General features: G+C 66.4%; 11 protein-coding genes. 3 read left to right on the top strand and 8 right to left on the bottom strand.

Features of this window, described 5'->3' with window-relative positions; genetic code table 11:
* Window positions 1-50 precede the first annotated feature (50 nt).
* The 3 genes from FHR04_RS00805 to FHR04_RS00795 are packed head-to-tail and all read left to right on the top strand — an operon-like array spanning window position 51 to window position 3,304.
* Window positions 51-1,247 carry a hypothetical protein gene (locus FHR04_RS00805; protein WP_139399968.1) on the top strand — a complete coding sequence of 399 codons (1,197 nt, stop codon included), beginning with the start codon at window positions 51-53 and terminating at the stop codon, window positions 1,245-1,247.
* A 13-nt stretch (window positions 1,248-1,260) separates the two neighbouring features.
* Window positions 1,261-2,043: an IclR family transcriptional regulator gene (locus FHR04_RS00800; RefSeq protein WP_139399966.1), complete on the top strand. Its 783-nt coding sequence runs from the start codon at window positions 1,261-1,263 to the stop codon at window positions 2,041-2,043.
* A 31-nt stretch (window positions 2,044-2,074) separates the two neighbouring features.
* Window positions 2,075-3,304, top strand: coding sequence for a M24 family metallopeptidase (locus tag FHR04_RS00795; protein ID WP_139399964.1), 1,230 nt, complete (start codon window positions 2,075-2,077; stop codon window positions 3,302-3,304).
* A gap of 229 nt (window positions 3,305-3,533) precedes the next feature.
* On the opposite strand, the gene xylB is transcribed toward FHR04_RS00795, so the two are convergent.
* From xylB to FHR04_RS00755, 8 genes are all read right to left on the bottom strand, one after another.
* On the bottom strand, window positions 3,534-5,012 hold the full coding sequence (gene xylB / locus FHR04_RS00790; protein WP_139399963.1) for a xylulokinase: 1,479 nt from the start codon (window positions 5,010-5,012) through the stop codon (window positions 3,534-3,536).
* Window positions 5,009-6,175: a xylose isomerase gene (gene xylA / locus FHR04_RS00785; protein ID WP_139399961.1), complete on the bottom strand. Its 1,167-nt coding sequence runs from the start codon at window positions 6,173-6,175 to the stop codon at window positions 5,009-5,011. Before xylA ends, xylB begins: the two co-directional genes overlap by 4 nt.
* A 67-nt stretch (window positions 6,176-6,242) precedes the next feature.
* Window positions 6,243-7,022 carry an ATP-binding cassette domain-containing protein gene (locus tag FHR04_RS00780; protein ID WP_139399959.1) on the bottom strand — a complete coding sequence of 260 codons (780 nt, stop codon included), beginning with the start codon at window positions 7,020-7,022 and terminating at the stop codon, window positions 6,243-6,245.
* Window positions 7,019-8,242: a sugar ABC transporter permease gene (locus FHR04_RS00775; RefSeq protein WP_139399957.1), complete on the bottom strand. Its 1,224-nt coding sequence runs from the start codon at window positions 8,240-8,242 to the stop codon at window positions 7,019-7,021. The genes FHR04_RS00780 and FHR04_RS00775 overlap by 4 nt, the downstream gene beginning before the upstream one ends.
* Before the next feature lie 95 nt (window positions 8,243-8,337).
* Window positions 8,338-9,381 carry a D-xylose ABC transporter substrate-binding protein gene (gene xylF / locus FHR04_RS00770; RefSeq protein WP_139399955.1) on the bottom strand — a complete coding sequence of 348 codons (1,044 nt, stop codon included), beginning with the start codon at window positions 9,379-9,381 and terminating at the stop codon, window positions 8,338-8,340.
* A gap of 204 nt (window positions 9,382-9,585) precedes the next feature.
* A complete protein-coding gene (locus FHR04_RS00765; RefSeq protein WP_139399953.1) occupies window positions 9,586-10,665 on the bottom strand; it encodes a LacI family DNA-binding transcriptional regulator in 1,080 nt (359 codons plus the stop codon).
* The gene (locus FHR04_RS00760) at window positions 10,658-11,806 is read right to left on the bottom strand and encodes a Gfo/Idh/MocA family protein (RefSeq protein WP_139399951.1); all 1,149 of its coding nucleotides are present in this window, start codon (window positions 11,804-11,806) and stop codon (window positions 10,658-10,660) included. Before FHR04_RS00760 ends, FHR04_RS00765 begins: the two co-directional genes overlap by 8 nt.
* A complete protein-coding gene (locus tag FHR04_RS00755) occupies window positions 11,803-12,810 on the bottom strand; it encodes a sugar phosphate isomerase/epimerase family protein (protein ID WP_139399949.1) in 1,008 nt (335 codons plus the stop codon). The genes FHR04_RS00760 and FHR04_RS00755 overlap by 4 nt, the downstream gene beginning before the upstream one ends.
* Between the last annotated feature and the right edge of the window lie 60 nt (window positions 12,811-12,870).

The raw sequence follows: 12,870 nt of genomic DNA, 5'->3' as shown, positions 1-12,870 counted from the left end.
ACTTTAAGTTCCACTTGACGGAATGATGGGCGGCATTCAGGAGGAACAACATGGAGAACCAGAACGCAGCCCCAAACGACGCTTCGCTGGGCCGCCAGCTCACGGCCCTGACCATCGGGATGGACCACCTCGAACGCCAGCTCTCACGCGGGCACGGCGTACTCGACAGCGAGGGGCTGGTGCCGATCTATCTGGGCGACGAGCTGGTGCCGCCGCTGGCCCTGAGCGACTGGGACGCGGTCCACACCGAGCTCGATGATCTGGAACGGCAGGTGGCCCAGTCCCCGGCGGGCGCGCGGCATGTCTTCCTGGACGACATGCTGCGCTCGCTGAGAACGGCCACCCGGCTGTTCGAGGGCGAGGTCTTGAGCTTCCGCGAGAAGCTCGAGGGCCTGGTGGGCGTGCCGGCCCAGCCGATCAGCGACGATCAGCTGCTGGAGATGCACGGTCAGCTGGAGGGGATGCTGGATCAGGCCGGAATGCGCCACGGCACGCTGGCCGAGCGCATCGGGCGCTGGGAGGAGGAGCGGGCGCTGGACTCGGGCCAGCTCGAACCGGTCTTTACCGAACTGATGGCCGAAGCGCAGCGCCGCACCGACGCCCGGATCTACCCGACGGGTGACTACACCATGCGCCTGAATCCCCTGCGCGACGTCCCGTTCACTGCGCGCTGCAACTTCAACCAGGGGCAGATGGACCTGAACATGGACCTTAACTTCACGCGGGCGGCCCTCAAGCATCTGGTCTGCCACGAGGTCTTTCCGGGCCACTCCACCCAGCTGCTGTACACCCGCGACAAGGCGGGCAGCGGCCAGAGCACCGCCGACGTGCTGCTGTGCACCACCAACGCCGTGACCGGCTGCGTGCAGGAGGGCATCGGGGATCAGGGCGTGGAACTGCTGGACTGGGTTGAACACCAGGACGACGCGGTGCATGCCCAGCTGCGGCGGGTGCGCAGCGCCAGCGCCACGAGTGCGGCGTGGTATCAGATGGGCGAGAACTGGGCCGAGGACCGCGTGATGGACTTTCTGGAACGCTATTCCTTCGGGCAGCGGGCCTGGATCGAGGGGCGCATCCGCTTTGCCAGCTACAGCTTCCGGGGACCGTTCATCGCCTCGTACTGGTTCGGCAACGAGGCGGTGCGCGAGGTGCGCGAGGGCCTGAGCGAGGGGCAATGGTCCGCCTTTATCGACACGCTGTACGGCCAGATGCACTCTCCGCGCAGCCTGCGGATGTTTGGCTCCTAGACTGGGGCATCCTATGAGCGAAACTGTCCAGAGCGTCGAGCGTGCCCTCGACATCATCAATACCATCGTGGCGGCCAACCGTTCGCTCAGTGTGGGGGAGCTGTCCCAGGCCATGGACCTGGCCCCCAGCACCATCCACCGTATCCTCCAGACCCTGACGGTCAAGAACTACGTGTTTCAGGACCCTCAGACCAAACGGTACGACATCGGCCCCGAGATCGTGGACATCAGCAGCGCGCTGTACCTGCGTTACGACCTGGTGCGCCGGGTGCGCCCCTACTTGCAGGAACTGGTGGAGGTGACCGGGGAAACCGCCCACATCGCGCAGCTCTACGGCACCACGGCCATGTATCTCAGTCAGGTGGAGCCGTTCAGCATGGTGCGGATGTTCACCACCCCCGGCAGCATTGCCCCGCTGCACTGCAGCGACGTGGGCAAGGTCTTTCTGGCTGACCTGCCCACCGCCCGCGTGGATGAGATCGTCCGCAAGACGGGCCTCCCCGCCCGCACCCCCCACACCATTACCGACGAACCGGCGCTGCTGGACGAGCTGTTGTGCGTCCGCACGCAGGGATTTGCGCTGGACGATGAGGAGCGCGAGGTGGGCGTGCGCTGCCTGTCGTCGGGCATTCTCAACGGCGCGGGCAAGGTCATCGCGGCCATCGGGGTGGCGGGTCCCACCAGCCGCATGAGCCGTGGCCGCATCGAGGAGGTCAGCGAGGCGGTCATCGGCATGGCCCGGCGCTGCGCCGATGAACTGATTCGTCAGCCGGTGCCGGAACCCGTGGGCGACTGAACGCCGCCGATCAAGATCACGGAGGATTGTCATGACCGAGATCATCTTTACTGAACACGACCGGCTGGAGATCGGCGCGGACGAATACCGCCTGCGGCGCGAACGGGTCTTTCAGTTGCTTCAGGACCGGCAACTGGACGCCATCTGCGTCTTCGGCCCGACGCGCGTGGCGTACCTGAGCGGCTTTTTCTTCTCGCCCACCGAGCGGCCCATCGCTCTGGTCCTGACGGCGGGCGGCGCGGTGGCGGCCCTGTTGCCGAACCTCGAACTCAGTCACTTTCAGCAGCAGGGGCCGCAGCTGGACGACTCAGCCGTTTATCCCGAATACCCTGGCGGCGGCTCCGGGCGTCACCCCATGCTGTTCCTGCGCGAGCTGCTCTCCAGGCTGGGCGTGCTGGGCAAGGTGATCGCGGCGGACGTGGACGGCTACGAACACCGCTGGGGCTACCGGGGGCCGGCCCTGAGCGCCGTGCTGGATCAATCCGTTCAGGCCGACGTGGCCCTGATCGACGATCTGCGCATGGTCAAGAGCGCCGCCGAGATCGCCCTGATGACCGAAGCGTGCCGCTGGGGGGACCACGCCCACCGACTGATGCAGGACAGTATTCGCGTGGGCAGCGAGGAACTGCTGATTTCGCACGGGGCCAGCCTGCAGGCCACCCGCGACCTGCTGGCCGAACTGGGCGGGCGCTACGTGCCCAAAGCGCGCGAGGGGCTGCCCGCCAACGCCATGTTCATTCGAGGCAGCAATACGGCCCACCCGCACGGCCTGCACGAGGCGGGGGCCGTTCAGGCGCGCGACGTGCTGGTGACTGGCGCGTATGGCGTGGTGGGCGGGTACGAATCCGAGCTGGAACGCACCATGATCGTCGGCGAGCCGGATGACCGGTTTCGGAGGTTCTTCGCGGCGATGCTGGCCGCGCAGCAGGTGGGCCTGGAGGCCCTGCGCCCCGGACGCAGCTGCGCTGAGGTGGAGGCTGAGGTCCGGGGGTTTATCCGTGATGAACTGGGCATGGACGATCTGGTCCGCCACCATACCGGGCACGCTTTCGGGCTGGAGGGACATGAACACCCTTTCCTGGATCTCGACGATCACACGGTCATCGAGGCAGGCATGGTGTTTTCGGTGGAGCCGGGGCTGTACGTCCCCGAATTCGCCGGCTTCCGGCATTCCGATACGGTGGTCATCACCCCGTCGGGATCAGAGCGGCTCAGCCTGTATCCGCGTGAGCTGGACGAACTGGTGGTGCCGGTAGCCTAGAGCATTTGTCAAAAGAGCTGTTTCCTTTTGACCGAACGGAGTGAGTGAGTTTCAACGAGCAGCTGGGACTGATACAGCTCCGAAGGAGAGAATGGAGGCATCAGAAGTCTCCTTTTCTGATGCTGTAATTCGGACAACTGCTCTAGGCCGCGCCCCTGATCAACGCTCCGATTCGTTTCAGCGTCGGAAGCAAAAAGAAAGGCCAATCGTTTCTTCTGAGGTCTGAATTTCACTGCTGTGCAGATAATGCCGCCAGGGCCGCCGCGTGCTGCGCCAGCGCCCGTGTCATCGGCTGCGGCGCAACAGCCTCACCCTGGGGCCTGAGCGTGTCCATCACCGCTTTGATGTCGGGGAAAAGTCCGGCGGCGGGCATGGCCAGCAGGGCTGCCCCCTCCGCTGCACCTGGCGCGTGTTCAATGTGCTGAACCGGCAATTCAAGCGCGCCGCTGACCAGCCCCAGCCACAGGTCACTGCGCGCGCCGCCGCCGGTGGCCAGCAGGGTGGTCAGGCTGGACATCGGCCCCATGACCCGGTAGGTGTCCGACAGCGCGCAGACGGTGCCTTCCAGCAGCGCACGGACCAGCTGCGGGCGGCGGTGCGCCAGGCTCAGGCCAGACCACGAACCGCGCACGTCGGGGTTCATCAGCGGGCTGCGTTCCCCGGCCAGGTAGGGGAGGAAGGTCACGCCCTCCGCGCCGTCTGGAACCGTGGCCGCTTCCTCCAGCAGGGCGGGAAAATCCGTTTCGGGAGCCAGAGCGTCGCGAAACCATTGCAGCGCCCCGGCACACGCCAGCGTGACGCCCAGCAGGTTGTAGCCGCCGTCGGCGTGGGCAAACAGGTGGACGCGGCCCTGCGGATCGGGGGTGGGCGTGTCCAGCGGGGCAAACAGCACGCCGCTGGTGCCCAGGCTGACACTGCCCACGCCAGGGCGGTGAGCCCCCAGGCCCAGCCCGATGCCCGCCGCCGCATTGTCGCCGCCGCCCGCCACGATCTTCAGGTCAGGGGGCAATCCGATCTGTGCCGCCATTCCGGGCAGAATCTGGCCCACCACCGCCCAGGACGCCACCACTTCGGGAAAGAGGTCCACACTCAGCGACAGGGCGTTCAGCACCTCCGTATCCCAGGTCTTGGCCGCCAGATTCAGCGCGCCGGTGCCCGAAGCGTCAGAAGGTTCGGTGCAGAAATTGCCGGTCAGGACGTAGCCCAGGTAGTCCTTGGGCAGCAAGACCTTATGGACGCGGGCGAAGTTCTCCGGCTCAGCGGCGCGCAGCCACAGCACTTTGGGCAGTTGAAACCCGGTCACCGCGCGGTTGCCGGTGCGGGCAATCAACTCCCCACGCGGGATTTTCGCCTCGATCTCGTCCACCGCCGCTCCGGTGCGCTGATCGTTCCAGAGGGGCGCTGGGCGGATCACCTCGCCGCCCGCATCCAGAAACACCGCGCCGTGCATCTGTCCGCTGAGGCCCAGCGCCAGGGGCGTGTGGCCCTCTGCTTTCAATCTCGCGGCCAGCTCCGTCAGCGCGTCCAGCGTGGCGGCCGCCCAGTCCTGCGGGCGCTGCTCGGTCCAGCCGGGTTGCGGCGTGAGCAGGGGATAACTGCGCGTGGTGCTGGCCACCACCCTGCCGCCCGCATCCAGCGCCACCGCCTTGACGCCGCTGGTGCCGATGTCGATGCCCAGCGTGACGCCGTTTTCACTCTCTCCGGTCACCCGCGCACGCCCATCAGCAGTTCGATGGTCATCTGGTCCAGGGCTTCCAGGCCCGGCCCACGCGCGCCCAGCGCCTCACGGTCAAATTCACGGTTCTTGAGGGCCTCGGCGTTCTCGGGCGAAAAGTTGCTCAGGGCGGCCAGTTCCTTGTCTTCTACGCGGTAGGCCTCCAGCGCCGCCTTGATCTCGGCGTCAGCGCGGAACTGGGCCACCTTGTCCTTCAAGATCAGGTAGGTCCGCATGCAGCCGCGCGCGAAAGCCCACACGCCCGCCTCGTCCTCGGTGCGCAGGGCGTGGGCGTCGAAGTGCAGCGGGCCGCTGTAACCTGCGTCTTCGAGCAGCATGACCGTGAAGAACGCGCCCTTGAGGTTCTCGGCGCCGAAGCGCAGGTCCTGATCGAAGCGGCCCATCTTCTGATCGTTGAGGTCGATGTGGAACAGCTTGCCCGCGTCCAGCGCCTGCGCGATGGCGTGCGGAAAGCTGAGGCCCGCCATCGTCTCGTGGGCGAATTCGGGATTGACGCCGAACAGTTCGGGCCGGTCCAGCGTGGGAATAAAGCCCAGGGCGCTGCCCACCGTGGGCAAAAAGATGTCCCCGCGCGGCTCGTTGGGTTTGGGTTCCAGCGCGAAACGGTAGCCGTAGCCCTGGGATTCGGAATAGGCGGCCAGGAAGTTGAGGCTTTCGCGGAACCACGCCAGCGCGTCCATCAATTTGCCGCCCGCGTCTACCTCGGTGCCCTCGCGGCCCCCCCAGAACACGTAGGTCGTTGCGCCCAGTTCGGCCCCCAGGTCCATCGAGCGCATCGTTTTTTGCAGCGCGTAGGCCCGCACGCGGCGGTCCGCGCTGGTAAACGCACCGTCCTTGAAGGCCGGGTCGCCGAACAGGTTGGTGGTGGCCATCGGTACTTTAAGCCCCGTTTCGGACAGCGCGGCTTTCAGGTCCGCGACAAGTCGGTCACGCTCGGCAGCCGTCGCGTCAATCGGCACAAGATCGTTGTCGTGCAGACTGATGCCCGACGCGCCCAGTTCAGCCAGCTTGCGAACGATGTCCGGTGCACCCATCGGCTGCCGGGTGGGTTCCCCGAAGGGATCGCGCCCGACGTTGCCGACGGTCCAGAGGCCAAAGGTGAAACGGTCTGCGGCGGTGGGGGTAAAGTCGGTCATGGTTCTCCCAGGGTATAACGAAAACGATTTCTGTTTGATTTGATCAGGGTGACATCGGGCAGGCCGTCTAGACCGTCAGCACATCCCGCCCCGGCAACTTGCCCGCGATGATCATCTCCAGCACCTCGTCCTGCGTGATCTGCGAGGTCAGGGCGCTGCCCACCACTTTCCCGTTTTTCATGACGGTCACGCGGTCGGCCAGGTCGAACACGTCATGCATGTCGTGGCTGATCAGAAAGATCCCCACACCCTCGGTCTTCAGCGACTTGATCAGCTCGTTGACCTGATGCGTTTCCTGCGGTCCCAGTGCGGCGGTGGGTTCGTCCATGATCAGCACCCTGGCCTTGAAATAGATGGCCCGGCTGATGGCGATGCACTGGCGCTGGCCGCCCGACAGGTTGAACACGGGTTTCTTGAGGTCCGGCAGGTTGACTTTCAGGCGGTCCAGCACCTTGCGGGCCTCCAGCTCCATGGTGTCCTCGTCCAGCGCGCCGCCGCGCAGCAACTCGCGCCCCAGGAAGATGTTGGCGGCCACGTCCAGATTGTCGGCCAGCGCCAGATTCTGGTAGATCGTCTCGATGCCCAGCCGCTGCGCGGCGCGGGGACTGGTGAGTTTCACTTCCTGCCCGTCCAGCAGAATCTGCCCGGCATCGGCGGTGTACGCCCCGGAAAGCATCTTGATGAGGGTGGATTTGCCCGCACCGTTGTGCCCCAGCAGCCCCAGCACCTCGCCGGGAGCCAGACTGACATTGACGTGCTCCAGTGCGTGGATCCCGCCAAAACTCTTGGAGATGCCGCGCGCCTCCACCAGCGGCGTGACCTGCTGCGGGGCAGAGGCGGCGCTCATTTGGCCCTCCGGCGCTGGAAGAGGCCGTCCAGCGTGACCGCCAGCATCAGCACCAGCCCCTGCACCACGTTCTGCCACGCGCTGGGCAGGTCCAGCAGCAGCATGCCGTTGATCAGGCTGGCCATCAGGATTGCGCCCAGAAATGCGCCGGGGATGCTGCCGGTGCCGCCCGCCAGCGAGGTGCCGCCGATCACGGCCGCCGCGATCACGCTCAGCTCGGCCAGGGTGCCGGTGGAGTTGGTCCCGGCGTTCAATCGGGCCGTTTGAATCGCCCCGGCCAGGGCGGCCAGCATCCCCATGATGCCGAAGACCAGGATGGTCAGGCGGGTGGTGTTGATCCCGGCCAGCCGCGCGGCTTCCGGGTTGCCGCCATAGGCGAACACGTAGCGGCCGAACCGGGTGGCGCGCACCACCCACATCATCACCGCCGTGACCGCCAGCATGATCAGCACCGGCACCGGAATGCCGCGCGCCAGGCCGCTGCGGGGATCGGGGTAGCTGTTCATCACCAGCACGAAGGCCAGCACCAGCGCCAGCGTGACGCCGGTGAAGACGAGTTGCAGCGCGGCGGAGCGGTTGGGCAATCCACGTCTGGCCCGCTGCCGATAGTTCCGCAGGTCCGTCCAGACGATGGCCGCCGCGATCAGTGCGCCCACGCCCCAGCTTGCCGGGCCGCCAATCGAGCCGTTCAGGCCGCCGCCCAAAATCTGGAAGGTCTCGGTCAGGGGCGCAACCGTCTGGCCGCTGGTCAGCAGCCACGCGCCGCCCCGGAAGATCAGCAGGCCGCCCAGCGTGACGATAAAGGACGGCACGCCCAGCACCGCCACCCACGTTCCCTGCACCATGCCGATGCCCAGCCCCAGCAGCAGCCCCAGCGCCAGCGTGAGCAGCGCGCCCCACCACGTCTCCTGAGTGAACACGCGGATGTTCAGGACCGCCATCGCCATGCCCGTGAAGCCCAGGATCGAGCCGATGGACAGGTCGATGTTCCGCATGACGATGATCAGCACCATGCCGCTGACCATCACGCCCACCGACGCGGTCTGCACCGACAGGTTCCACAGGTTGCGGGAAGTGATGAAGACCCCGTCGGTCAGCAGGTTGAAGGCAATCCAGATGCCGGCAATCGCCAGCACCATGAACAGCAATCGGCCATCCAGGCCCAGTTGTGCCAGTAATCGCCTGGGCGGCGTGGTTGAAACGGTCTTGACACTCTGCATATTCCTCCAGCCCCAGCCGGGCGCGGCACGAAAAGGGGGAAATGACGGGGCGACCCTACGGCCCGCGTTCATTCCCCCTGGCAAGGTCTAGGGATTCAGCGGCAGGCTGCCGGGGCCGCAGCGCCCGTCACGCCGTTGCAGATTTCGGCCTTGGTGGCCCACTTGGCGGTGATCAGCGTGCCGAGGTTGGCCTTGGTGATCACGACGGGCTTGAGGAGGATGCTGGACACCGCCACCTTTCTGGGGCCGCCGTTGAAGGTGCTGCTGCCCTTGATGGCGTTGACTTTGGTCCCGCCCGCCAGTTGCACGGCGATCTTGGCCGCTTCGGTGCCCAGCGTGCGCGAGTCCTTCCAGACGGTCCCGGTCTGCAGCCCCTTGGCAATCCGGTTCAGGGCGGCCTTGTCGGCGTCCTGGCCCGAGACGGGAATCTTGCCCGCCAACCCCACGCCCGCCAGTGCCGAGACCGCGCCGCCCGCCGTGCCGTCGTTGGAGGCCACCACCGCGTCGATCTTGTTCTGGTTGGCGGTCAGCATCTGCTCCATGTTGCGCTGGGCGATCTCGGGCTGCCAGCCCTCGGTGAACTGACTGCCCACGTTCTTGATCGCGCCGGACTTGATCGCCTTGTCCAGCACTTCCAGTTGGCCGGCGTACAGCAGGGCCGCGTTGGGATCGCTGGGGCTGCCCTTGATAAAGGCGTAATTGCCCTTGGGTTTGGCATTCAGGATCATCCTGGCCTGCAAACGCCCGACTTCCTTGTTGTCGAACGAGATGTAGAACGCCCAGGGGTCCTCGATCAGGCGGTCATACGACACCACCGGGATGCCGTCGGCCTTGGCCTTGGCGATGGCAGGCAGCACGGCCTCGGTGTCCTGGGCCAACACCAGCAGCACGGTTGCGCCGCGTGTCACCAGACTCTCGATGTCCGAGATCTGCTTCTCGTTGGAGCTCTGGGCGTCGGCACTGAGGTACTTGGCCCCCAGCTTGTCCAGTTGCGCCTTGATCGCCGCCTCGTCGGTCTTCCAGCGCTCCTCCTGAAAGTTGGACCAACTGACGCCCACCACCACCTGCTTCTGTGCCAGGGCGGGCGAGGCGAGAAGGCTCAGGCCGAGAACGGCGGTCAATAGGCCCATTCGTTTCATAGAACTCCTTGATTTGGCGCTCTGCGCCGCGAAAGAGGCAGGAGAAGCTGGACAACCCAATAGAATTCAATTGAGGAGGAAAGACAGACTTTGAAGCCAAGTCTCAGCGGTTTGAGCTAAGGAAAACGATTTCGGTAGGTGGAGTATACGCTCTTCTTCCGAAAGGTCAAGAGGTCACATCCTTAGGGCGCCACCGACGCCAACTCAGTCCGTGGCTGTGACTCTGGACCTGGGAACAGTCAACGGTGCGGTGCTGCGGCGCACCAGCAGATGTGGGGACAGCAGCGTCTGCGACACGGGCTTTCCCCCCAGCCGGGCCAGCAGAACGCGCACGCCCTCCGCCGCCATTTCCGCTGCGGGCTGATACACCGTCGTCAGGCCGCCCGCGATGTATTCCGCGCCCAGGATGTCGTCGAAACCCACCAGCGAGAGGTCGGCGGGAACGCTCATCCTGGCCCTGGCGAGGGCCTGCACCACCGCCGCCGCGCCCAGATCGGTTTCGGCGAAGACCGCGCTGACCTCGCCCTGTCTGACGGCCTGCACCAGCAGATCACCGCTATGCACGGCCGCCAGGGGGGAGAGTCCGGCGGCGGTCATCGCCTCCCGGTAGCCCTGTTCCCGGCGCTGGAAGTGTTCGACGCCGCTGGCCTCACCGCCGCCGTAAAAGGCGATGCGGGTGTGCCCCAGCCCCAGCAGATGCCCGACGGCCTGCCGCGCGCCCGCCGCATGGTCCACGTCCACGCTGCTGATGCCCGGCGGCACCCGCTGGGTCCACAGCGCCACCACGGGGAGCGGCAGTTGGGCCAGATCCTGAAGCAACTGGTGGCCGCGCAACGGATCGCAACTGACCAGCAGCCCGTCGACCCGCCCGTCCAGATAGGTGTGGTGCAGGCCGCTACTGCCCGGATAAACCACCAGTGCCGGCACGTTCAGGCTGCGCGCCGCGTCGCTGAGGCCCGCCATGATCGCGCCGTCAAAAGTCCGGCGGACTGCGTTGCTGGTGGTCATGGCCCCCAGCAGACTGTCGGGTTCCGACGCGCCCACCGCTTCCAGCACCACGCCCAGTTGCCCGGTCTGCCGGGTCCGCAGGTTGCGGGCGGCCACGTCCGGCACGTAACCCAGCTCCAGGGCCACCCGCCTGACCCGCTCGGCGGTCTCGGCACGCACTGGATAGTCCGCGCGGCCCGACAGCACCTTGGACACCGTGGCCGTGCTGACGCCCGACGCGGCGGCCACCTCGCGGATGCTGACGCGCCCGGTTTCGGGCTTGCTCGACCTAGTCACTGCCTTTCAGGCTAACCCAGTTTCCGTTTGCCGCCGCACTTTCCAGCACGCGCGTCATGAATGCCACGCCCCGCACGCCGTCTTTGACCGTGGGGTAATCAGGGTTGACGCTCTCGCCGCGTTCGCGCGCCGCCAGATCGTCGGCCACCGCGCGGTAGATGTTGGCGAAGGCCTCGATAAACGCTTCGGGGTGGCCGGCGGGCAGCCGGGTCATGGCCCCCGCCGCGTCCCCTGTGCCCGGCCCGCCGCGCGTCAGCATCTGCCTGGGGCTGTCGAGCTGGTCATAGAGCAGGTGGTTGGGGTCTTCCTGCCGCCAGCTCAGGCTGCCCTTTGTGCCGAACACCGACAGGCGCAGGTCGTTCTCGCGGCCAATCTCGATCTGGGAGACCGTCAGCACACCTCTTGCGCCCCCCTCAAAACGCAGCAGCATGCTGGCGTCATCGTCCAGGCGGCGGCCCGGCACGAAGGCCGTCAGCTCGGCGGCCACTTCTTCCAGCAACAATCCGCTGACAAACGTGGCGAGTTGCTCGGCGTGGGTGCCGATATCGCCCAAAGCTCCGGCGGGGCCGCTGCGGGCCGGATCGGTGCGCCACTCGGCCTGCTTGCCCGTCTGCTCGGTGGCCAGCCAGCCCTGGTGGTATTCCACGATCACCTTGCGGACGCGCCCCAGCTCGCCCCCCCGCACCATCTCGCGGGCCTGACGGATCATCGGGTAGCCGCTGTAGTTGTAGGTCACGGCGAAGACGGTTCCAGCCTGTTTGACTGCGGCCTCCAACGCCTGCGCCTCTTCGAGCGTGGGCACCAGCGGCTTGTCGCAGATGACGTGAAAGCCCGCCCCAACCGCCGCCAGCGCCACCGGGAAATGCAGGTGGTTGGGCGTAACGATGGAGATCACCTCCGCGCCGTCCTCGCGCCCCTGTTCGCCGTCCAGCAGTTCCTGCCAGGTGCCGTAACGGCGCTCGGGGGGCAGGCCCAGCGCCGCGCCGGATGCTCTGGAGCGCTCCGGCGTGCTGGACAGCGCCCCGGCCACCAGCACGTAGCGCCCGTCCAGTGCCGCCGCGTGTCGGTGGACAGCCCCGATAAAGGCGTCCTGGCCGCCGCCCACCATGGCCAGGCGGATGGGGCGCTGATAGTCGCTCATGCTTCCTCTTTCGCAAACGCCGCGTCGAAGACCACGTCCGACGGCGGGAAATCCAGGCGGCGCGTGTAGGCCGCGCTTTCGGTGGCCCCGGCCACCCGGTCCATGCGGGCGTCCTCCCACTCGATGCTGAGGGGGCCGCTGTAGCCGATGTCGTGCAGCGCCACGATGATGTCCTCGAATTTCACGTCGCCGCGCCCCACCGAGCGGAAATCCCAGTAGCGCCGCCCATCGCCGAAGGTGGTATGTCCACCGAACACGCCCACCTCGCCGCCCCCGTGGCCCCACCACACGTCCTTGATGTGGACGTGGAAGATGCGCTCCGGGAAGCGCCGGAGAAAGCCCACGTAATCCACGCCCTGGTACGCCAGGTGACTGGGATCGTAGTTGAAGCCGAAACGCGGGTGATTGCCCACGGCCTCCAATGCGCGGGCGGCGCTGGCCGTGTCGAAGGCGATCTCGGTGGGATGAACCTCCAGCGCGAAATTCACGTCCACCTCGGCAAACGCATCCAGAATGGGGGTGAAGCGGCGGGCAAAGTCCGCGAAGCCGCGCTCCCAGTACGCCTGATCGGTGGGCGGGAAAGCGTAGAGACTGTGCCAGATGCTCGATCCGGTAAAGCCGGTCACCACGTTCACCCCCAGCTTTCGCGCGGCCTTGCCGGTATCTATGATCTCCTGTGCGGCCCGCACGCGCACACCCTCGGGATCGCCGTCGCCCCAGACGTATGCCGGAACGATGGATTTGTGCCGCTCGTCGATGGGATCACACACCGCCTGCCCCACCAGGTGGTTGCCGATGGCATGGATTTGAAGATTGTGCCTGGCGAGCAATTCGCGCACACCGTCCACGTAGCCCTCTTCTTTCAGGGCGCGCTGCACGTCGAAGTGATCGCCCCAACAGGCCAGTTCCAGGCCATCGAAGCCCATTGTCCTGGCGAGCGGGGCGAGTTCGGCCAGGGGCAGGTCGGCCCACTGGCCGGTAAACAGGGTGAGAGGTCTGGGCATGGGGTCAGGGTGCCTCCGGGCCACCGTTGGGGTCAAGTTGGGAGATGGGGCTTGGGTGGG

Source organism: Deinococcus radiopugnans ATCC 19172 (assembly GCF_006335125.1).
In the GTDB taxonomy this organism is placed as follows: Bacteria; Deinococcota; Deinococci; order Deinococcales; family Deinococcaceae; genus Deinococcus; species Deinococcus radiopugnans.
Note: the sequence above shows the minus strand (reverse complement) of the source record. Positions and strands in the feature narration are given on the sequence as shown.

Bases quoted from the DNA above. Each gene is read 5' to 3' on its own strand.
- FHR04_RS00805 (WP_139399968.1), top strand. From the start codon at position 51: ATGGAGAACCAGAACGCAGCCCCAAACGACGCTTCGCTGGGCCGCCAG.
- FHR04_RS00800 (WP_139399966.1), top strand. From the start codon at position 1,261: ATGAGCGAAACTGTCCAGAGCGTCGAGCGTGCCCTCGACATCATCAAT.
- FHR04_RS00795 (WP_139399964.1), top strand. From the start codon at position 2,075: ATGACCGAGATCATCTTTACTGAACACGACCGGCTGGAGATCGGCGCG.
- xylA (WP_139399961.1), bottom strand. From the start codon at position 6,175: ATGACCGACTTTACCCCCACCGCCGCAGACCGTTTCACCTTTGGCCTC.
- FHR04_RS00780 (WP_139399959.1), bottom strand. From the start codon at position 7,022: ATGAGCGCCGCCTCTGCCCCGCAGCAGGTCACGCCGCTGGTGGAGGCG.
- FHR04_RS00775 (WP_139399957.1), bottom strand. From the start codon at position 8,242: ATGCAGAGTGTCAAGACCGTTTCAACCACGCCGCCCAGGCGATTACTG.
- xylF (WP_139399955.1), bottom strand. From the start codon at position 9,381: ATGAAACGAATGGGCCTATTGACCGCCGTTCTCGGCCTGAGCCTTCTC.
- FHR04_RS00760 (WP_139399951.1), bottom strand. From the start codon at position 11,806: ATGAGCGACTATCAGCGCCCCATCCGCCTGGCCATGGTGGGCGGCGGC.
- FHR04_RS00755 (WP_139399949.1), bottom strand. From the start codon at position 12,810: ATGCCCAGACCTCTCACCCTGTTTACCGGCCAGTGGGCCGACCTGCCC.